Origin of the sequence: Sphingobacterium sp. 2149, from assembly GCF_031455655.1 — a bacterium.
Taxonomy (GTDB): domain Bacteria; phylum Bacteroidota; class Bacteroidia; order Sphingobacteriales; family Sphingobacteriaceae; genus Sphingobacterium.
Genome location: NZ_JAVDTD010000004.1, coordinates 141,089 through 161,960, shown reverse-complemented (window position 1 = coordinate 161,960; position 20,872 = coordinate 141,089). Strand labels below are relative to the sequence as shown.

Here is a 20,872-nt window from a genome sequence, read left to right as displayed (position 1 = left end):
TTGGAAAATAACTCATTTTGAAAAGGGAGTTTTCCAACAAGTAATAACCAATTAAACCAACTACAACTACATGGCTAATAATGTATATGATGCTATTGTCATCGGGTCTGGAATCACTGGTGGCTGGGCAGCGAAGGAACTAACAGAGCGGGGCCTTAAAACCATAATGTTAGAAAGAGGACGCAATATTGAACATATTAAAGATTATCCATCCCCCAACAAAGATCCATGGGATTTTCCACATAGTGGCCGTGTACCATTGGATATTGCGCAGCACTATTTGCCATTTGGAATTAGAAATCAATGGATAAACGAAGGAAATATTGATTTTTGGACCAATGAAACTGAAAGTCCATATAAGGAAATAAAACCCTTTAATTGGTTCAGAGGTTATCAGGTTGGAGGGCGGTCGCTTATGTGGGGGCGGCAGAGTTATCGTTTGTCAGATATTGATTTTGAGGCTAATAGCAAAGATGGTTACGGTATAGATTGGCCTGTACGTTATCGCGAAATAGCACCCTGGTACAGTTACGTTGAGAAATTTGCCGGCATCTCTGGTAATAAAGACGGAATAGCAGTGCTGCCCGACGGTGACTTTATGCCGCCGATGGATATGAACGTTGTGGAAAAAGATCTTGCTGCACGACTGAAATTGCATTACCAAGGCAAACGGCATTTTATAATTGGTAGGGTCGCCAACATAACAGTTCCGCATCATAACCGCATTAATTGCCAATACCAAAATAAATGCTGGCTTGGCTGTAATTTTGGCGCTTATTTTAGCACACAATCTGCAACATTACCTGCTGCGATGAAGACAGGGAAATTAACGTTACGTCCATTTGCCATCGTAAAGAATATTATTTATGACCCTGATACGCAGCGAGCTAAGGGAGTGGAAATAGTAGATTCGGAAACGAATCAGACGTATGAATATTTTGCCAAAATTGTTTTTGTATGTGCGTCGACTTTAAATTCCACCTGGTTATTAATGAATTCCGCTACTAATATATGGGAACATGGTCTCGGAAGTAGCAGTGGGGAGCTGGGGCATAATTTAATGGATCACATGTTAAATAGTGGTGCTGGCGGAAGCGTAGAGGGATTTGAAGACAAATATATTTTTGGACGAAGGGCTAATGGATTATATGTTCCCCGATTCGTTAATGTTCCCGGAGATCGTAAGAAGAGAGATTATGTTCGTGGTTTTGGCTATCAGGGCGGTGCTTCAAGGCCACAATGGACGGGTGAGGTGGACAATATGAGCGTGGGCGGGGCCTGGAAAGATGCTATTACTGAGCCTGGCGGCTGGAAAATCGGATTCACTGCTTTCGGGGAAATACTGCCATACCACGATAATAGAGTCGTATTGGATTCGTCTATTCGTGATAAATGGGGACTTCCTGTATTAGCAATAGATGCAACGATCAAGGAGAACGAGCGGAAGATAAGACGCGATGCCAGTAATGAAATGGTGGAAATGTTAACATCAATTGGTGTCAAAGATGTAAAGACCTACGATAATGGGTTCAGTATGGGGCAGGGAATTCACGAAATGGGCACAGCACGAATGGGCAATGATCCAAAAACATCCGTACTGAACAAATTTAATCAAGTATGGGATGCAAAAAATGTTTTTGTGACAGATGGGGCATTTATGACTTCTTCATCATGTGTGAATCCATCACTAACATATATGGCATTTACCGCAAGGGCGGTAGATTTTGCCGTCAATGAGCTAAAAAAAGGAAATCTTTAATATTTTCAAATTCTAACGCCCCCGTTAGCTTAATTGACTGCGGGGTCAATTAGCGAAATGGTTAAACTCATAAACTTTAAAAGATTTTTGTTATCAAAGATTAGCGTTGTAAAATGCGTTCCCGTTTTCATGGTCAAGCTGGTACCGCCAGGGTAAGCGCTTCCATCATCAAGCTTCTTCTGTTTGACTTCGTGACGACTGAATTTTGAGAGCGCCTCCTGGAGGGTTGTTTTGTTCATTGCTAGATCGAAAGGTAGCCCCTCTACAACCAAAAACTTATCTTCAGGAATATCAAAAAAAAGTTCAATAACAGTTTTATCATCGCCGTAATTGCTATACAGTTCTAAACCAGATTTAGTGATCCATTTTGCATACTTTTCCTCATTGGCATCTTCATAAAACTCCGTTTTGACATCCAACGCCGTAGCAATTTTATCCACTGTCTGCGGAAATATAAATTCTCGATTTTTATTTAACATGGTCCGTAGATCCACTCTGTTTTGGGCAAAAGCAGTTGTCGCAAGCAGTAAAAGAATCATGTTTAATGCGAAGCCTTTTATTTTTATCATCATCTTGTTGTGTATTTGAAGTTTTGTATTTCAATGCAATTAAAATAATTAAACGGATAAAAATATACAATAGTATGCTATATCTTTTTTTTAAAATCCACTAGACGTTCACCTATGGAAATTCAGATCGCTAATGGGATCGTATTCTATTATTTAATGTAACCCCAAAAGTGAATATAATAGGTCTTTTTTATTGCTGGCAATAGGAATAATTTTTCCATTCGAAAGCTGAACGATATTTCCATTTAGCGACTGAATATAATCTGTATTGACAATGAATGCTCTGTGAATTCGAAAGAAACTGGAATTGTGTAAAATTTCTTCCATGGCTTTCAAGGTAGATAATGTCTGATTCGTACCATTAAGCGTGACAATGGTCAAGTAATTTCCCTGAGCCTCGATATAAACAATATCCTTTAGCATTAATCTGATAAACTTACTTTCACTTTTTATGAAAATGCGATCTGTTTTTACAGCACTGTTTTTTAGCTTTTTAAGTGTATCTAGTTGTTCCTTTACTCTGTTTACAGCTTTTAAAAACCGATCGAAACGAACCGGTTTAATTAGGTAATCCGCGGCTCCTTTTTCAAATCCGTCAATGGCAAAATGCCGATGTGCTGTGATAAAAATAAAGATGGGTTGCTGCGCTAGGGTTTCCAATAGGTCTAAGCCCGTCAACTTGGGCATTTCAATATCACTAAACACCAAATCAATGGGATTATCTTGCAAGAAGCTCATGGCCTCGACTGGCTTTCCGAATGTTTTTCTCAGTTCCAGAAAGGGTATTTGATTGACGAAATCCGTAATGAGTTCAATTCCTAAAGGCTCGTCATCAATGACGATGCAGCTATACTTTTCAATCATGCTGTAATGTGATATTTAATACAACTTTAAATTCACCGCCAGTATCTGTGATTTGGAGATCGCTCTTTGTCGGATAAATGAGATGGAGACGTTTTCTTAAATTTTTAATACCGATACCTTTAGACGGAGCTATTTTTGTTCTATCTAAATTATCATAGTCATTTTTAATTTCAAAAATAAATTGATCTTTGGTAATGCTAATAAAAAGTTGGACAAATGAGTCCTCTCCATTTTTAAGTCCGTATTTAAAGGCGTTTTCGATTAGATTAAATGTCAATAATGGCGCAATTGTTAGGCAAGCAGCATACTGTCGGCCTTCGATTTTCAATACAATTTTATAGGTTTGCGGATGCCGCATTTTTTCCAGTGAGAAGTAATTCTCAATAAAATCGAGCTCTTTGCTTAAGGAGACATATTCTGTATCCGAGTCATATAACGTATATCCCATTATTTCCGATAAATTTAAAACAACCTCCGGCGCTGTTGGATCTTTTTTCATGGTCAAACGATAGAGATTATTAAGCGTATTGAATAGAAAATGTGGATTAAGTTGAGCTTTCAGAAAGTCTTTTTCTACTTGGATGTTTTCCAGTGACAACTTTAACTTCTGCTCTTGAATTCGCATCCTGTCTTTGTTTATTCTTCTCATATCAATTAATATTTTGGTAAAGAAAAAAGGAGACATCGAATAGATAGCAGATAATGCATTTAATGTAATCACCTTGAAACTGAAAACCGACCAAAGATTCGGAATGAAGTTTTTTTCTTTGCCCATTAATGGGTATAAATTAGATAGGTCATAACCGTATTTGTAGGCTAGTACATAAAAAAGATTATTAATAAATAACCAAATAAAAATACATACCGGCGATGCTACAAACGGTACTATCCATAATTTTGAATTTCGCGCATAGGGTATGATCCAATAGAAAAAGAGATAAAATACAACAAGTGATGAAATCAGGACGCGGATCGATAAAAATAAGGATTGATTTGGCGGAATTGCTAACACATAGTAGTAGTTGCAGAACAGGAGCACCGTAAATAAGAACCACATACCAAAATGTAACATGATTCGAACACTCGGCGTATAAAATGTTTCAATATCCTTTGTTTTAACGAATGGATCTACCTGAGCGATAAATTTGGCAAGCTTATACTTTTTCATTGACCCTTATTTATTTTAATTTAGTAGCTCGTTGAGCTGCAAAGATAAAAATTGTTAACATTTATAATCTTCCGTTTTCCTCCATATTACTAGATTCCATTTTTTTCGCCTTAAACGCCGTGCCTTTTTTGAAATTATATAGTAAGGAGATGGAGCAAACCCGTGATTGTTCTTTGTGACTTATCCAAATTTTAGTATCGTTGAAATAGCTTGTTGCTGTATAGTTATTCGTATAAAAGATATCACTGATGCTTGCCTTGGCCACCAATTTATCTTTAATAAACTTTTTCTGGATCCCTAAATCTACCGACCCTATGGCTTTAGTTACAATATTTCCAATTAACATTTGAGGTGTATAGAATGCGTTTATATTAATACTATAGCCTTTGCCACATTTAATTTCCTGTTCAGTCTGTACGAGGAAAGAGGCTTTTTTTAAATTAAAGTTTGGAGAAGTGGAGCGGGTATGTGTGAACAGAATGGTATTCGTGCTTGACCAGAAGGGCAAGAAGTTTACCGGCACACTGATGGTAGCGGTCCATACCTTTTGAGTACCGACGTTGTCTTTAATGACGGTCAATAGCTCTTCTTGTGCCTGGTTGCGTATGATTTGTGATATGGCATTTTTTGTCTGTGAATAATTTAATGCACTATAGTACTTTTCCTTCCACAACCCACCAATTTCTATTGAATTTGTAAATTGTGGTCTCAAATAGGGGTTTCCTGTTTGCACGGAATAATTATCTATATAATATTTATATGGATTCAAATCAAAGTATGAAGGACGTCTAATTCTTCGATTGTAGGAAAAAGTAAGGTAGTTGCTTCCTTCCATATTTAGATCTTTCTTCAGAAAGATGCTTGGAAACCAATTAAAATAATGTTGTGAAAGATCTGCCTGCTGTGCTCCCCAAAGTCGTCCCTGAACGATGGATTTCTCGCCTCTAAGCCCCAATTGATAATCAATTTTTGCCCATTTTCCCGTGTAATTTGCGTAGGTTGCATAAATTCTTTCTTTATAAGCGAATTCGAAATCGAGCGCTGGACTTGGTGTCCAATGTTGATCGAAGACCTGATAATTATTGGTGTTTATGATATCTGTCGCTGTAGACTTTAAGCCAATAGATAAATTGTTTCCGTTTTTTACTATCCAGTTGTATTTCGCTTCGCCCGTAAATATTTTTGCTGTACTTGGATAATCTAATCTAAACAACGTATCGCTAATAACGCTACCAGTTGCATTCCAATCCGTGCTGTTGCTGATACTATTTCCAGTGCGTTTATTATGCGTATAATCGGCGATTATAGTGACTTTAGAGTGTAAACTGTCTGTTTCCCTAGCATAATTGAATCCAAGGTTTTGATAATTGGATTTCGATTCGGAAGGAAAACTGCCCGACGAAATGATATTTTTAGCTGGATCTTCGTAGCGCACTGTCGCACGGGCGACGGAGGGCCCCGTAAAATTACTGTATTGGTCCGTGTAGGCTAATCCGAAAGATTCCCTTTTCGAACGATCATATGTCACAACTGTTCTTATTCGGCTATTGTTGTTTGTTTGTGTATTGTCTGTTGTTTGACTGTATAGACCATTATTGGAAAAGTTTCTCTGCTGTTTTAGTTCTTCATAGGATTTAGCGTGAGCGTAAGCATAGCTTGCGGTTAAACCAATTTTGCCCTTTCGATAATTTAAAGCGGTGTAAGGATTGTATGAGGCATATTTTCCGAGGCCTAGTCCATAGTCGTTACCGATATAGCCATTGATTCCTTGCTTATCATTTTTCTTCAAAATAATATTAATTATGCCACCGCTGCCTTCTGCATCAAATTCCGCTGAGGGATGCGCCATGATTTCAATGCTTTGGATATCACTGGAACGTAATGACTGAAGGTAATTCTTAAGATCGCTTCCTGCCAGATTAATACTTTTTCCGTCTACAAGAATGCGTGTGCCCATTATGCCGTTAATTGAAATTTGGCCGTTATTGACAAACACTCCTGGTGCTATTTTAAGCAAATCTAATGCTGATTTTCCAACAGCATTGGCTGTTTGCCCCACATTCATGATGAGGCGGTCGATTTTTCGCTGTATGACCGGTCTGCGATGGTTTACCGTTACTTCATCTAGCACGAGGTTGGTTAAGCGTGATTTGGGAACTACAAATGCCATGGTTTCATTCGATTCCTTAATATCGATTTTTTGCTGCATTTTGAGTATTTTTTCAATATGAACTGAAGCGAGGTAAGTTCCTTTTTCGTTGATGAATAACTGAAAGTTGCCATACTCATCGGCTATTTTCTCTATTGATGTATCTTTCATTGCATGTAATGGCTGAAAGGAAACGGTCGCGTAGGGGACTGGATTTCCAGATTGATCGGAGACCTTTCCGATGACTGTGCTTTGAGCGAATAGCAAACTGTTAGTGAAAAATGTGATAAGAGTTACTACTATTAATTTGTTCATAAGTTTCGAATAATTACCCAAAGCTATATTCAACGATGTTTTTATTCAATTTTTTGGGATATATATTGGTTTTTTCGGGACGAAAGGAGTAAATTTAATGATAAGCTATTTTGAAATCTAAAGCTTTAGTTTTGATAATAGGGCAAAGCTTTAGAAATAATTGCCTCGAAAACAAATTGATGTATTGAACAGTTATAAATTAAGTGTACTTTCACAGCGTTTTTTAATAATGAAAGATTTCCATTCTTTATGATCACAACCAAATATTTCAACTATAGGCAAATATTCAATTTAGCAGGGGCACATTTGATATGGCTTACACTTTGGTGCTCGCTCGTGGCGGTTATCTATTATTTTTTTAACTGGCAGTGGATGATAATTCCATGGGTTCCCTTGGCATTGATCGGGACGGCTGAAGCATTCTACGTTGGTTTTAAAAACAATCAGGCCTATGATCGACTTTGGGAAGCCCGAAAAATTTGGGGTTCAATTGTTAATTCTAGCCGGTCATTTACAGCCATGTTATATGCCTTTAACACCGAAAATGGTGATTCTACCGATTTAGTAGAACGGAGAAAAAGGATTGCTTACCGTCATATTGCCTGGCTGTATACGTTGAGGGAGCAATTGTTGGTCCCAACGGAATGGGAGCACATTAGTTTGAAAAAATATATTGGTTCTATGAATGTTAAAAGAAACAGACTTATAAAGGCTGGTTTTCCTGATTACAGTAGGACATCTATTTTTTTGAATAAATATCTTTCTACTGCGGAATTCAATGCACAGCGTCAATACAAAAACTTTGCTACATATTTGATTTCCCAACAAGCTAGGGAAGTAAATGCCTTGAAAAATGATAAGGTCATCTCTGATTTCAATCAAACTCAATTACAGAACTGTTTAAACCAATTTTATGATTATCAGGGGCAGGCAGAGAGAATCAAAAAATTTCCTTCGCCGCGGCAATTTGCGAGTACAGCATTTGTGTTCAATGTTATTCTTATCATCCTGCTTCCGTTGGGTTTAGTGAATGAATTTGCAAAATTGGGAGATTGGGGTATATGGACGAGTATTCCGTTTTGTGTGGTCATAGGATGGATTTATATTGTGATGGAACTGGTGGGTGACTACACCGAAAATCCTTTTGGAGGACTGATGTTTGATATACCGATGCTATCGATCTGTAGAACCATTGAGATTGATATGTTGCAGATCATAGGAGACGAAGATATTCCAGAACCTATTGCTTCAAAAAATGGAGTTTTAGTTTAAGTTTCTACAGCATTATAGCTATGGTATTTTTGACTTCGGCGATCATAAATGAGCTATGCGTGCTTGCGATATGTTTTAGACTGGTCAATTTTGTTAACATAAAATTACGATAGTCTGCCATGTCCTGCACACATATTTTTAATATATAGTCGAAATCTCCACTCACATGAAAGCATTCTGTTACTTCCTGAAGGTTCATCACCTCTTTTTCAAAATGTAGGATAAATTCTTTTTTATGTTGCACTAATTTAACGTGACATAATACCAAGAAATCTTTGGCTATTTTGTGTTTATCAAGTACTGCAACATATCCTTTAATAATTCCCGTATTTTCGAGTTTACGTACACGTTCGTAGACTGCTGTTGCTGATAAGTTAAGTTTGTGGGATAGCTCTTTGGTTGTTTGTTTTGCGTCTTGTTGTAGGAAGAGCAGTAATTTTCGGTCAATTTCGTCGAAATGCATAGATTTATTTTTGGTTTAATGATTCTTTTTTTTAATCAGGTAGATTTTTTCACTAACTATTCTTTATATAATAGATTTATACTCTAATATAGCTATAATTTATTGTAATATAATTTAAAATTCCTCAATTTTAAAGATAAAAACATGGAAGATTTTAACGCAGCAAATGAAATTCAAGATTTGCAATATTTTGGTGAGTTTGGAGGTGTGAATCCGTCGATATCGGACAGTTCTACTTATACATTTCTTTCGGCTAAAACGATGTTTGATACGTTCGAAGGAAATGGGGAAGGCTGTTATCTTTATTCGAGACATTCATCTCCAATGAATTTATACTTAGCGCAGGCATTGGCAAAAATGGAAAATACCGCTGCAGCTAATGTAACATCTTCTGGGATGGGAGCCATAACTACGGTTCTCTTACAGCTCTGTAAAAGTGGCGACCATATTATTTCAAGTAGGACAATCTATGGGGGAACGTATGCTTTCCTCAAAAATTTTCTCCCACCTTTCCAAATTGAGACGACATTCTTGGATATTGATGATTTCGAAGCATTAGAAAATTCGATAAGACCCAATACAAAAATTTTGTACTGTGAAAGTGTGAGCAATCCGTTGTTGCGTGTGGCGGATCTGAGAAGGTTATCGACTCTCTGTAAAAAGTATAAGCTAAAATTGATTGTTGACAACACCTTTTCTCCTTTGTCAATTTCACCGATACGGTTGGGTGCTGATATTGTCATTCATAGCTTAACAAAGTTTATCAACGGTAGCAGCGATAGCGTTGGTGGTGTGTATTGTGCAAGTCAGGAATTTATCGACGAAACCAAAAACGTGAATAGCGGAGCTTGCATGTTGCTGGGACCAACAATGGACAGCTTACGCTCGGCGAGTATATTGAAGAATTTGCGCACACTTCATATACGGATGAAACAACATAGCTATAACGCCCTTTATTTAGCGGAGCGGTTTGAGCAAGATGGATTAAAGATTTCTTACCCTGGACTGAATTCTCACCCCAATCATGAGTTAATGAAGAGCATGATGCATGAGGCGTATGGATTTGGTGGTTTAATGACGGTGGACGTGGAAACGACTGAGAGAGCTAATGAGCTGATGGAGTTGATGCAGGCTGAGAATTTAGGATATCTTGCTGTGAGTTTAGGTTTTTACAAAACACTATTTTCCTGCTCGGGTAGTTCGACCTCATCTGAAATCCCTGAGCAGGAACGTTTAACGATGGGGATTTCCGATGGATTGATCAGATTCTCTATTGGTTTAGATGACGATATTGAGCGGACTTATAGGAAAATGAGGGCATGTATGCAAAAAGTTGGCATATTGTAATGATCATCACTTAAAGAAACTTTAAGACATTATGGCATGTTTTGAATGAATGGAAGGAAATTTCGCTATCAAATGGGGTTGAAATAGAATCAATTGTCACGAGCACATCAGTATTTCGAGAGTTAGCTGCATGAGGTGCAACGATATATCTTTTGGCATATCATTAGCTGTTCAACATATGTATTTCGTACAATATGGCAAAAAGACTTCTATTCATTTTATTCCTATTCATCGTAGGGGATTTCTATTTTTTTCAGGCTTTCATTACCGTTGCTAAAAGTTCAGTTTTTCAGAGCATATATTGGTGTCTGGATTTATTGTTACTTCTTGGAGTTTTCGCTCTATTTTTCTTGCGGAAGGCAGGTCATGAAATCCAGCGGTCAGCGACTAGTTTGATTACGGCATTTTTGATTGTTTTTATACCTAAATTGATCGCTATTCCATTTTTGCTCCTCGAAGATCTTACGCGTATTTTCCGCTCTTATCCGCCGCGTAGTGTTCTCTTGAGCGAGATCATCCTACTCTGTGCGGTGCTCATGCTACTGATTATTTTTTTCGGGCTAACGAGAGGTCGTTATTTTTATAGAGTACGAGAAGAAATTGTGAGTTTTCCAGATCTCCCCGAGGCGTTTAACGGCTTTAAAATTACGCAACTATCAGATATCCATTCCGGAAGTTTATCCGATATGAAAAGAGTGCGTAAAGGTATTGAGTTAGCAAATGCTCAGAACAGTGATCTTGTATTGTTTACTGGCGATTTGGTCAATAATAGGGCTTCTGAAATGGAGCCATGGGTTTCAGAATTTAATCGATTGCAAGCTCCTTTCGGCAAGTTTTCAGTTCTTGGAAATCACGATTATGGGGATTATGTGCAATGGGATAGTGTCGAGTCAAAAATTTCAAACCTGAATAGACTTAAGGAAATTCACCATGAAATGGGATTTAAATTATTACTGAATGAATCAATAGCAATTGAAAAGCAAGGAGATCGTATTTCTCTAATTGGCGTTGAAAATTGGGGTAAAGGTGGATTTCATCAGTACGGCGATCTTGCTAAGGCTACTATTGGATTGAATAAGGATACTTTCAAAATTTTGATGTCTCATGATCCTTCCCATTGGGATCATGTTACCTTGGATCACGATCAACATGTCCATTTAACCCTCGCTGGGCATACACATGGTATGCAGTTTGGGATCGAATTGTTTGGATTTAAATGGAGTCCAATTCAATATTTCTACAAACAATGGGCTGGGCTGTATCAAAAGCACGGGAAATATCTCTATGTCAATCGTGGATTTGGTTTTCACGGTTTGAGAGGGCGAATAGGGGTATGGCCTGAAATCACTGTTGTTACCTTGAGAAAAAGCGATTAGACGCAAGAGATAGTCAAAAAAACACTAGTAAGATATGCGTTCTAACAGGCTCATATCTTACTAATGGAAATATTACTGACGACCTCAAAATCTGACATTCGATAATCGTCGTCAAAGAATAGCCCGTTTATATACCGTTGTATTGGGTAGAATAAATCTGCGGGCGCGTTACCGAAAAAGGTTTTAAAATCATTCGGAATAGAATACAATTTATTGTATTGACCTTTCCCCAAGCTGATACCACCGATTTTTTTTAAATAACCGGTTATTTTGTGTTTATGTTGATCAGAAAATATTTCTGTTGTTTCGACAAAATAATCTTCAATATAAAAATTACGGATGTCCTGAAGTTTGAGGGCACTTTTTGGGTCTGGTTTAATGCGTCTAGCGTAGGAGACATCCACTAAAGTGCAGCTGGCTTTTTGTACCTTTGAAACATCAATAAAATACCCTTCATCAACCATCAGATGTTTACTATCTTTATATATGCCTAGCAGCATCTCATTGATCTCCCGGTCGGAGTAATCCGATATATTAGAAGATCTTCCTAACTTCTCAAATGCAAGGCCACTATTACTCCAATGTTTTCTAATTCTATTAAGCTCGTGCTGTTGAAAAGTTTTTATTTTCTCCATAAATACTTTGTATAATTTATCTTTAGGAATTTTAAAGATAAATCTAAAACTTCACTTTCGTTAATTTTCAAGGACGTTAAGTGTAATTTGAAACAAATCTAATTTAACAGAATCCACGTTTCATACGTTTGAAAAATATTAACGATCGAATTTCAGTGTATTTGGAGACTAGAAACAGTCTTATTAAGGGCATTTTATTGAGCCGCTACGCTGCAACAGCTATTTTGTTCCTTTAATCTGTATATCCAATGTGAACTCGTCGTCTATTGCTCGGTTGCCTAAATCGGAGAAGAAACTCGCAGAACGATACTGTATATCAAAATCCAAACGATTTACTTTTACGTCGACAGCTTCTGCGGCTAGACCATCTACCGTCGTGGTGACTTTTGCCGGAAATGATATTGATTTTGTTTTATTCTTGATCGTAAGATTACCTGTTATGATTGGGTTTGCTTTGCTATTGTCAACTTTACTGATGACAAATTTCGCGGTGGGATAGCTCGGGACATTAAAAAAATCTTCATTTTTTAAATGTCCCGTCAACTTGGGGGCATCAGCACACGCCATGGAATTCATATCTATTGTAAAGTTACCGGCTATGATTTTTCCTTTATCGGTTTGTATGCTGCCTTCTTGTAGATTTATAATTCCTACATGTCCACCGACGACTTTTTTGGCGCTCCATTTGATCTTCGAAGATTGGGTGTTCACCTTGTAATCGATTTTTTGGGCAAAAGCCATAGATGTAAAGCAAAGAACAGCCAGCGTTAAATTGATTCTTTTCATTGAAATGATTTATATGTACTCAAATATACACTGGCTTTTGCTTAATGTATATGTTGAAACTTACTTTATTGTTTGTCGAATGTCAATATTCCAATTCGGCTTCTTCATTCATCAGCAAGACCTATTAACTTTACACCAGTTAAATGAGGATCGAAATCATTTTCGTATCCAAATGTGGTTTATAAAAAAAGATGATATGATTAAATCGAAAGGTTATGCGGCAAAAGACAGTACTTCTCCACTTGAATACTGGGAATTTGAAAGAAGGGAGCTGGGTGTGAACGATGTATTAATAGATATCTTGTATAGTGGCATCTGTCATTCAGATATTCATCAAGTGCATGATGAATGGGGCGGTACACACTACCCGATTGTACCAGGGCATGAGATTGTCGGCCGCATAAGTGCGGTTGGTGCTGAGGTAACTAAATTTAAAAAAGGTGATCTCGCCGGTGTAGGCTGCATGGTTGCCTCGTGCGGTACTTGCGAAAACTGTAAAGCAGATCAACAACAATTTTGCTCAGAAAAGAAGACCGTCTGGACCTATAATAGCAAAGATGTGATGCATGATCACAGCTATACCTTTGGTGGTTACAGCAATAATATTGTAGCGGACGCAAATTTCGTGCTTCATGTGCCAGAATCGTTGGATATTAAAAAAGTTGCCCCGTTGCTTTGCGCCGGGATTACAACATATTCTCCATTAAAAAGATGGAATGTCAGCAAAGGCCATAAAGTTGGTGTATTGGGACTAGGTGGATTAGGGCATATGGCTGTCAAGATTGCGGTAGCGATGGGGGCAGAAGTTACCATGATTAGTCATTCGCCACGTAAAAAAGACGATGCGGCTTTGCTTGGCGCGCATAAGTTTTTAAATACGCACGAGGCCAATGAGATCAACGAGTTTTCATCGTATTTTGATTTCATTATTGACACAGTATCGGCTCCTCATGATTACAACCTCTATTTAGCCCTGCTGAAAACCAAAGGGGTTTACATTTGTGTTGGAATTCCGGCTGCTCCTATGGAGATTAATGGCCGGTCTATTATGGGGGGCAATAAGGTCCTAACGGCGTCCAGTATTGGCGGAATACAAGAAACTCAGGATATGCTCGATTTTTGTGCAGAGCATAATATTCTGCCCGAGACAGAAATGATCGATATTGACTATGTCAATGAGGCTTACCAAAGGGTATTGGACAGTGATGTTAAATATCGATTTGTAATAGACATGTCATCTATCGAAAAATAAGATATATAAGGGTCGACTCTCATTAGAGTGACCCTTTTTTCTACCCATCATTCGTTACTCCTCCACCGGCGAATGTTCGTTTTACGCTAGATTATTGATCCAGATACCTAATTGGAGCTTCGTTGCTTTATTAGTTCTTTAAACAGAGAATTCTTAGATTCTTCTTTCGGAATTATGCTACTTATAATGCGTTGGAAGATTGTTTTGTTTACGCCAGTGTTACGTTTTCCGAATTCGTTTTATGACAATTTTATGTGACAGGTTTTTGCGCGAGCGCGCCTCTAATAATGTAACTTTAATTTCCACACAGCAGTGTGATCCAGTTTTTTTAATGAATGGAACAATAAATAAATTGAATGAAAAAGATAGAAATACAACACACAGATTTGCAGATAGCACCACTAAATTTCGGCGGAAATGTTTTTGGATGGACGCTGAACGAACAACAGTCGTTTGAGATTTTAGACCAATTTGTAGGCGCAGGATTTAATTTTATTGATACGGCGGATACCTATTCGTGGTGGGTAAATGGCATAGGGGGGCAATCCGAGGAAATAATTGGTAAATGGTTGAAGAGCCGTGGCAATCGACAGGATATGGTAATTGCTACGAAAGTTGGCTCAGAAACTCAAGAGCATGGTTACGATATTTCAAAAAAACATATTTTAAAATCTGCTGATGATTCTTTGAGACGATTGGGAGTAGATCATATTGATTTGTACTACACTCATTTTGATGATAAGTTAACACCAGTGGAAGAGACACTATCGGCTTATGATGAACTAATTAAAGCGGGTAAGGTTCGATATATTGCAGCATCTAATTTGTCGCCAACAAGATTGATTGAAAGCTTTGATGCTGCCGAGAAGAATGATTTACCAAAATATGTGGCCTTGCAACCACATTACAATCTCGTTGAAAGATCAAGTTTTGAAACGGATTACGCTCCATTGGTTGAAAAGTATGGTTTAAGTGTATTTCCCTATTGGTCACTTGCGGCTGGTTTTTTGACTGGTAAATACCGAACAGAAGCTGACTTCGACAATACTACTCGCGGCGGTGGGATAAAGAAGTATTTCGACAATAAAGGAAAAGCTGTCCTTAAAGCCTTAGACTCGATTGCTGAAAAACATGGAGTACAGCAGGCTACTGTGGCATTAGCTTGGTTGTTGGCCAAACCTTTGATCACAGCACCAATCGTAAGTGCTACAAGTGCAACCCAATTGGAAACATTATTTGCCGCTCCAACGCTTAAATTGGATACAGAAGATATTCAATTGTTGAATGAAGTGAGTAAATGATAACTCTCGGTTTTATCTTTTAAGAACGCTTTGGTTCCCAAGTAATTTTTTAAAATCTCCATCCTTCGTGGAGATTTTTTTATTTACTGCTGGGGTTGCAACAAATTAAACAAGTAGCTATTTACCAATAATATTGCAGTTTGTTTTAATAAACACTATAACTGATTATAGTTTTATTTAACTTCGGATTTTCAATTTTAATATGGATTTTAATGCGCTATTTTCGAAAAAAAATGCCCTTGATCGTCTTTCGGAAAAGGATATCTTACAGACCCATGACTATCTTGAGTTTGTAAAAGCTTTTTCGCGGATCACCTACCAAAGTATTTACCTGATAGATTATCAAAGTAAAGGCTTTGAATACGTTTCTGATAATCCTCTTTTTTTAGCTGGTTTGACTGCTATGGAAGTAATGGAAATGGGATATGCTTTTTATGAGAAATATGTTCCTGCTGATGATTTTAACATGCTTATCAACATCAACGAAGCGGGGTTTGCCTTTTATGAAAAAATACCCATTGAAGAGAGAAAATTATACGTTATATCTTATGATTTTCAAATACAAAATGCTCCAAATAGACCAGTTTTGATTAATCATAAGTTGACGCCTGTCTTTTTAACAGAGGAGGGAAAAATATGGAAAGCCATTTGTATTGTTTCGTTATCCACCAATGTTTCTTCAGGGAATGTAGTGATCGAGAAACTTCATACTGATTTATTATGGGAACTAGATCTGTTAACAGGAAAATGGAAATCCCGAAATAAGATAAATCTCACAGCGCGCGAAATAGAAATATTGCGCTTTTATCATCGTGGACTTAGTATTCATGAAACATCCGAACGAATTTTCGTTTCCATCGATACGGTGAAATTTCACCGGCGGAAATTGTTTGAAAAACTAGGGGTAAGTAATATGAATGAGGCACTCGTCATTGCACTGAACAATCGGTTATTGTAATGATGAATGGAGTTGTGATCTCCAAAATAGTTTAATCGTGCCTCTTTATGAGGCACGATTAAACTATTTTTTTACCAGCAGTGGCAGATATTTCTCATAGCCTTCTTCTTTCATTTTATCCTTTGGAATAAATCGGAGTGAAGCACTGTTTATACAATATCTCAATCCTCCTTTATCAGCCGGACCATCATTGAAAACGTGTCCAAGATGTGCATCTCCCGTTTTGCTACGGACCTCAGTTCTGCGCATTCCATAGGAATTGTCAGATAGCTCGTCAATGATACCATCACTGATCGGCTTGGAAAAGCTCGGCCATCCGCATCCAGATTCAAATTTATCAGTAGAAACAAATAGTGGTTCTCCAGTGGTAATATCGACATAGATACCCTCTCTAAATTCATCATTATATTCATTGTCGAATGCACGTTCAGTCGCGGCATTTTGTGTCACATCATATTGCAATGGTGTAAGTACTTTCTTTAGCGTCTCTTTATCAGCTTTTTTGTAGGGTTTCTCGTTGTCCTGTATCACTTTTTGCGGATTTGCTTTGCGAGCCAGCTCAAATAAATCAGGGCTTATGTGGCAGTAACCGCCGGGGTTTTTGTCCAGATATTTTTGATGGTAGGCTTCAGCATCATAAAAATTCTGTAAAGGCTCTACTTCTACGACTATTTCTTTTGGATATTGACTTGCCAGTGCGGCTACGCGTTCTTTGATAATAGGGGCGTCACTTGTATTGGTATAATATATACCCGTGCGATATTGTGTGCCAATGTCATTACCCTGTTTGTTCAGTGAAGTGGGATCGATCGTTTTGAAGAAAAGGTCGATTAGTAGGTTGAGATCTACAATTTGAGGATCGTAGTTCACCTTAACGGTTTCAGTAAAGCCAGTTGTTCCAGTGGAAACTTGTGTATAAGAAGGATTTTGAAGGTTTCCATTGGCATAGCCAACCTCGGTTGCGGTAACGCCACGGACTTGTTTAAAAAAATGTTCGGTTCCCCAAAAACAACCGCCTGCGAAATAAATTACGTGATCTGTTTGATTTATAGTATTCATAGTTATCTGTTTTGTCAATTTTAAATCATTCCCCTTTTGCGAAAAACACACCTTAACAATTAGAAATACACCAAAGGCTATCGTAAGGAGGGTTATGAAGTGTTTCATGAGTATGAGTCGTAAGTTGTGAAACAAAATTGTCTGTTATTTATAGTGAACAAAGACCGTACCTGTATGTAGTAGTATATTATTGGATTTTCATTTGTATAGATTCTATGTGCTCTTTTTACAATTGTAAGACTAAGCATATCAATTCACGCTAAACTCTGACAAAATGATAGTAAAGAATAGATTTACTCGCAGCATAGTTGGCAGGTCATTTCAATTACATCTTCGATGTTGGTTCTTATCGACGTTCGAAGTGTATGCCGTATTCCCTTCTAAGCAGTTGGTTTTTCTACTAACAGCATGAGGGTAATTCTACCTTAGTTTGGGTAATATGAGCTGGAGAGGAGGGTAGTCCAACGCTAAAAATGGATCCTTTATTAGGTATGCTTTGAATGTTTACAATGCCCTTATTTCTCTCAATCAGATCCTTGCACAATACAAGTCCAACACCCGATCCAGGTTCATGTTCAGTTCCAAAGGACTTTTGCTGAATCTCATTAAATAGCGCGGCAGATTTCAACGGATTTATACCTATACCTTCATCCTGAATATGGATATGTGTATAGAGATCGTCCACACTAATGTAAATGTTGATATTCCCATTAACATAACTAAATTTTATCGCATTACTGATCAAGTTGCGCAAAATGATTGTCGTATGATCTCTATTGGCAATTATTTGTGTATCTGGAGGTATATCCAAGTTGATTTTGAGTTGTTTAGCTTGCGCATTATCATTGAAGCTTTTAATAATGTGTTGGATAATGGGTTTAATCAATAGTTTTGATGTGCTACAGTTCATGCCTTGCATATTGCTGCTGCCCCATTGCAGTAGGTCATCTAACGCCTGATTCTGTTGCGCGATCTGTTGATAGATTTGCTGAATATATTCCTGTGACGTGGTACTGTCTAGCATTTGGTTACGAAACATAAATACCAGTGCTTCAAGGTTGGCAAAAGGGCTTTTGATGTCGTGAGCAATAATCGAAAATATTTTTTCCTTGTCGCGATTCATAGATTCTAAATTAAGGCGCTGCTGTTCGATCTTTTTCATATTCTTATAGATGATATCAAGAAAAAAGTTGACCGCAACCACGATAAAAGCAAGCGCATTGATAATATTGAACACAGATCTTGATCTCGGAACTTGCTGGCTTAGTGGAAGTATATCGGGTAGCAGATATAAAAGTGAAATTAGAAAAGCTATCGTAATACAAAGGACTATATGAACCTTTCGGTTTTCATACATCAACATCGCGACGATCAATGTGCACAATAAAAAATATTCTCCACCATTTCTATAGAGCAGAGCTCCTGCGAAGAAAAATACAGAATTACTTGTTAATAATGTGGCCTTAGCGATGTTGTATTTCCCGTAATATTGAAGGACAAGCACTGTAAAGGCACATGTTGAATTGGAAAAATTAATCGCAGATAAAATATAGCGTTGATCGATAAGATTAAGGATTGCAAAGAAAATTGTTGGAAATAAACATAACAATGCAATCAGATTGATCATGTACACGCGTTTTAAATCGATGTATGACATGCCAGGATGTGCACCAATATGGGAAAATAGTTTCCAATATTTACGAAATTTATTCATAAAGACGCGTCGGATTAACTTATAATGTCTTAATATTCAAAATTAACATAAATCAGGAGTTCAACAATGATTTTTCAATATTTCATTGTTTCTATACTACGCTATTTGTCTCCCATATTGATTGCAGATAATCCTTAATCTAGCCGCTGTTAATAATTAATCTTGTGATGGTAATTTTTCAGCCATTCTTAATACGCCCCAAAATCAGCAAGATGCGAATAGAAGAAATCGCCCCAAGAGCTGGTAGATTCTATTTTAAGATAACGCGTGCTAATTGATTCGTTGAGATCGACATTAATCCAAGAACCTGAAACTTTTGTCAATTGTGCTGTTTTGATTAGGGTCCAGGTCGTACCGTTTACACTTGAATAGATATTGACATCTTTCATTGCTCCATTTAAATTATCGCGATTACGAAATGCAAGCCCCTTAATAGTGCGTAGATCTCCCATATTCACGGAGAAGAAATGTGGTTGGGGTGTTTGGGTTGATGACCATGGGGTATGCCAAACAGTGCTTCGGTTCATATCCAGGACATTACTCGCTGTTGATCCAGGCTCATTGCTGTCGCTTCCGACGATGGACCAACCTGTCGTCGGCAATAGTTTATAAGTAACAACTTTGGATAGATCGGGGATATTGTTGGTAAAGTTATAGGCGTAACGTGTAGTTGTACGAACACCATTGATGTGCATAAAGCCAATTCTCATTTCATAATTGCCTGTGAGGTCATAAAAATCAGCGAGTGGACATTCGAATCTAAAGCTATCCTGACCGATGATTTTTGTCGCCCAATGTACGGCATCATAATCGTTGTTCCCACCGAAGGGTTCTCTATCATGCCAAACAACAATATCATTGACAGGCTTGTTCGCTGTAAATTTTCCGGATATGATAATTGTATTGTTTGTAAAGCTCGAAGACAAAGATATAATTTCTGCTGATGCAGATGCATACCAATCACTTCTAGTCACAGAACTGAATACTTGACTATTATTAAATGTCGCTGCAGTGCTACTTGTCAGGGAGGTTGTTGAGATTCCATACGTGGAATTTCCTGAGCCCATTAAGGCTGTGCCTAAAGTTGGTGCCAATGTCTTATTCATTCTGTTGTGGCTGGCATTCAAGCCATGACCCAATTCGTGAATCATACCACCAATCCATACCGTTGCCTTCCACCCAATATCGCCGCCAATTCCCAAATTTTTAGCGTCAAGATTTACATAGTCCAATGCATAACAACTAGTACCCGTACCATAGAATGGAGGGCCGCCTGGATTTGCAGGATCGGTGTTGTAAGTCGGAATAATAATCAGGTTATGCTCGCTCTTCTTTGCTGATGGATTTTGACCAAAATAGGCATCTACCTCAGTTTTTACTGCTCCGTTGCCCCCAGAATAAGGGTAAGTTGCTTTTCCAAATTGCCCAGTAATGTAATGAATATTTATTAGCGTGTCATTGACTAGATCTAAACCAAAAGATTTTCGGCCAAATCCCTCACGGTCCATATTATTGGCAAACATATTTTGCGCATCCAATAGAATTCTGCTTAAACGTTTTCGGAAATTGGGAATAGAATCCACATCATTGGGAACGAAATAGATCACGTTCAGTTTGTAAGGGTTGCTGTTCCACTCATTGATCACGGTTGCTGTTGAGTTTTTTGCTTTTAGAGTGCCGACGCTCTCTGTTGTGTTTATCAAAGTTTTGCTACAAGACGCAGTAAGTAGAGCGAGGGAAGCTACTATTAGATTTAAAAATTTTCTCATAATGGTTTATATTGTGTATCAATAAATATAAATGAAAGGTCTTTTATTTCGGTGTAAGAAAATGAAGTTTTCTTACAATCAGTTTAGTCAATCGATTGATTAGTCAAGTTTGAGAA

The 20,872-nt window shown here is 37.7% G+C and carries 17 protein-coding genes and 1 pseudogene; 7 read left to right on the top strand and 11 right to left on the bottom strand.

Annotated elements, in window-relative coordinates; genetic code table 11:
* Positions 1-70 precede the first annotated feature (70 nt).
* Complete coding sequence (locus J2X77_RS07225; RefSeq protein ID WP_310079888.1) at positions 71-1,759, top strand: GMC family oxidoreductase; 1,689 nt, start codon at positions 71-73, stop codon at positions 1,757-1,759.
* A 29-nt stretch (positions 1,760-1,788) separates the two neighbouring features.
* Here the strand turns inward: J2X77_RS07225 and J2X77_RS07220 are convergent, their stop codons facing one another.
* The 4 genes from J2X77_RS07220 to J2X77_RS07205 form a co-directional block, all read right to left on the bottom strand.
* Positions 1,789-2,331, bottom strand: coding sequence for a hypothetical protein (locus J2X77_RS07220; RefSeq protein WP_209579179.1), 543 nt, complete (start codon positions 2,329-2,331; stop codon positions 1,789-1,791).
* Positions 2,332-2,481: 150 nt separating this feature from the next.
* The gene (locus J2X77_RS07215) at positions 2,482-3,192 is read right to left on the bottom strand and encodes a LytTR family DNA-binding domain-containing protein (RefSeq protein WP_209579180.1); all 711 of its coding nucleotides are present in this window, start codon (positions 3,190-3,192) and stop codon (positions 2,482-2,484) included.
* Entirely contained in the window at positions 3,185-4,360 is a 1,176-nt protein-coding gene (locus J2X77_RS07210; protein ID WP_209579181.1) for a sensor histidine kinase, read from the bottom strand. The genes J2X77_RS07215 and J2X77_RS07210 overlap by 8 nt, the downstream gene beginning before the upstream one ends.
* Before the next feature lie 61 nt (positions 4,361-4,421).
* Positions 4,422-6,824: an outer membrane beta-barrel protein gene (locus tag J2X77_RS07205; protein WP_209579182.1), complete on the bottom strand. Its 2,403-nt coding sequence runs from the start codon at positions 6,822-6,824 to the stop codon at positions 4,422-4,424.
* Between the two features lie 249 nt (positions 6,825-7,073).
* On the opposite strand from J2X77_RS07205, the gene J2X77_RS07200 reads away from it, so the two are divergent.
* Positions 7,074-8,096, top strand: a complete 1,023-nt coding sequence (locus tag J2X77_RS07200; RefSeq protein WP_209579183.1) for a bestrophin family protein — start codon at positions 7,074-7,076, stop codon at positions 8,094-8,096.
* A gap of 4 nt (positions 8,097-8,100) precedes the next feature.
* On the opposite strand, the gene J2X77_RS07195 is transcribed toward J2X77_RS07200, so the two are convergent.
* Complete coding sequence (locus tag J2X77_RS07195; RefSeq protein ID WP_310079885.1) at positions 8,101-8,559, bottom strand: Lrp/AsnC family transcriptional regulator; 459 nt, start codon at positions 8,557-8,559, stop codon at positions 8,101-8,103.
* Between the two features lie 144 nt (positions 8,560-8,703).
* Here J2X77_RS07195 and J2X77_RS07190 point away from each other — a divergent pair, with 144 nt between their 5' ends.
* Positions 8,704-9,906, top strand: a complete 1,203-nt coding sequence (locus J2X77_RS07190; protein ID WP_209579185.1) for an aminotransferase class I/II-fold pyridoxal phosphate-dependent enzyme — start codon at positions 8,704-8,706, stop codon at positions 9,904-9,906.
* Between the two features lie 194 nt (positions 9,907-10,100).
* Positions 10,101-11,282, top strand: a complete 1,182-nt coding sequence (locus tag J2X77_RS07185) for a metallophosphoesterase (protein WP_310079883.1) — start codon at positions 10,101-10,103, stop codon at positions 11,280-11,282.
* Between the two features lie 50 nt (positions 11,283-11,332).
* Here the strand turns inward: J2X77_RS07185 and J2X77_RS07180 are convergent, their stop codons facing one another.
* Positions 11,333-11,917 carry a hypothetical protein gene (locus J2X77_RS07180; RefSeq protein ID WP_209579187.1) on the bottom strand — a complete coding sequence of 195 codons (585 nt, stop codon included), beginning with the start codon at positions 11,915-11,917 and terminating at the stop codon, positions 11,333-11,335.
* A 219-nt stretch (positions 11,918-12,136) separates the two neighbouring features.
* Positions 12,137-12,703, bottom strand: coding sequence for a YceI family protein (locus tag J2X77_RS07175; RefSeq protein WP_209579188.1), 567 nt, complete (start codon positions 12,701-12,703; stop codon positions 12,137-12,139).
* A 196-nt stretch (positions 12,704-12,899) separates the two neighbouring features.
* On the opposite strand from J2X77_RS07175, the gene J2X77_RS07170 reads away from it, so the two are divergent.
* From J2X77_RS07170 to J2X77_RS07160, 3 genes are all read left to right on the top strand, one after another.
* Entirely contained in the window at positions 12,900-13,955 is a 1,056-nt protein-coding gene (locus J2X77_RS07170) for an NAD(P)-dependent alcohol dehydrogenase (RefSeq protein WP_209579189.1), read from the top strand.
* Between the two features lie 356 nt (positions 13,956-14,311).
* Entirely contained in the window at positions 14,312-15,256 is a 945-nt protein-coding gene (locus tag J2X77_RS07165; RefSeq protein WP_209579190.1) for an aldo/keto reductase, read from the top strand.
* A 202-nt stretch (positions 15,257-15,458) separates the two neighbouring features.
* Positions 15,459-16,214, top strand: a complete 756-nt coding sequence (locus tag J2X77_RS07160; protein WP_209579191.1) for a response regulator transcription factor — start codon at positions 15,459-15,461, stop codon at positions 16,212-16,214.
* Between the two features lie 63 nt (positions 16,215-16,277).
* Here J2X77_RS07160 and msrB read toward each other — a convergent pair whose 3' ends face one another.
* The 4 genes and pseudogenes from msrB to J2X77_RS07145 form a co-directional block, all read right to left on the bottom strand.
* Positions 16,278-16,742, bottom strand: coding sequence for a peptide-methionine (R)-S-oxide reductase MsrB (msrB, locus tag J2X77_RS23705; RefSeq protein ID WP_409050307.1), 465 nt, complete (start codon positions 16,740-16,742; stop codon positions 16,278-16,280).
* Between the two features lie 63 nt (positions 16,743-16,805).
* Positions 16,806-17,273, bottom strand: a pseudogene (msrA, locus tag J2X77_RS23700) (peptide-methionine (S)-S-oxide reductase MsrA); the annotation flags it as partial.
* 400 nt (positions 17,274-17,673) lie between these two features.
* Positions 17,674-18,987, bottom strand: a complete 1,314-nt coding sequence (locus J2X77_RS07150; protein ID WP_209579193.1) for a sensor histidine kinase KdpD — start codon at positions 18,985-18,987, stop codon at positions 17,674-17,676.
* A 188-nt stretch (positions 18,988-19,175) separates the two neighbouring features.
* On the bottom strand, positions 19,176-20,756 hold the full coding sequence (locus tag J2X77_RS07145) for a discoidin domain-containing protein (RefSeq protein ID WP_209579194.1): 1,581 nt from the start codon (positions 20,754-20,756) through the stop codon (positions 19,176-19,178).
* Positions 20,757-20,872 lie beyond the last annotated feature (116 nt).

Bases quoted from the DNA above. Each gene is read 5' to 3' on its own strand.
- J2X77_RS07190 (WP_209579185.1), top strand. From the start codon at position 8,704: ATGGAAGATTTTAACGCAGCAAATGAAATTCAAGATTTGCAATATTTT.
- J2X77_RS07150 (WP_209579193.1), bottom strand. From the start codon at position 18,987: ATGAATAAATTTCGTAAATATTGGAAACTATTTTCCCATATTGGTGCA.
- J2X77_RS07205 (WP_209579182.1), bottom strand. From the start codon at position 6,824: ATGAACAAATTAATAGTAGTAACTCTTATCACATTTTTCACTAACAGT.
- J2X77_RS07175 (WP_209579188.1), bottom strand. From the start codon at position 12,703: ATGAAAAGAATCAATTTAACGCTGGCTGTTCTTTGCTTTACATCTATG.
- J2X77_RS07185 (WP_310079883.1), top strand. From the start codon at position 10,101: ATGGCAAAAAGACTTCTATTCATTTTATTCCTATTCATCGTAGGGGAT.
- J2X77_RS07225 (WP_310079888.1), top strand. From the start codon at position 71: ATGGCTAATAATGTATATGATGCTATTGTCATCGGGTCTGGAATCACT.
- J2X77_RS07145 (WP_209579194.1), bottom strand. From the start codon at position 20,756: ATGAGAAAATTTTTAAATCTAATAGTAGCTTCCCTCGCTCTACTTACT.
- J2X77_RS07220 (WP_209579179.1), bottom strand. From the start codon at position 2,331: ATGATGATAAAAATAAAAGGCTTCGCATTAAACATGATTCTTTTACTG.
- J2X77_RS07160 (WP_209579191.1), top strand. From the start codon at position 15,459: ATGGATTTTAATGCGCTATTTTCGAAAAAAAATGCCCTTGATCGTCTT.
- J2X77_RS07170 (WP_209579189.1), top strand. From the start codon at position 12,900: ATGATTAAATCGAAAGGTTATGCGGCAAAAGACAGTACTTCTCCACTT.
- J2X77_RS07165 (WP_209579190.1), top strand. From the start codon at position 14,312: ATGAAAAAGATAGAAATACAACACACAGATTTGCAGATAGCACCACTA.
- J2X77_RS07210 (WP_209579181.1), bottom strand. From the start codon at position 4,360: ATGAAAAAGTATAAGCTTGCCAAATTTATCGCTCAGGTAGATCCATTC.
- J2X77_RS07215 (WP_209579180.1), bottom strand. From the start codon at position 3,192: ATGATTGAAAAGTATAGCTGCATCGTCATTGATGACGAGCCTTTAGGA.
- J2X77_RS07200 (WP_209579183.1), top strand. From the start codon at position 7,074: ATGATCACAACCAAATATTTCAACTATAGGCAAATATTCAATTTAGCA.
- J2X77_RS07195 (WP_310079885.1), bottom strand. From the start codon at position 8,559: ATGCATTTCGACGAAATTGACCGAAAATTACTGCTCTTCCTACAACAA.
- J2X77_RS07180 (WP_209579187.1), bottom strand. From the start codon at position 11,917: ATGGAGAAAATAAAAACTTTTCAACAGCACGAGCTTAATAGAATTAGA.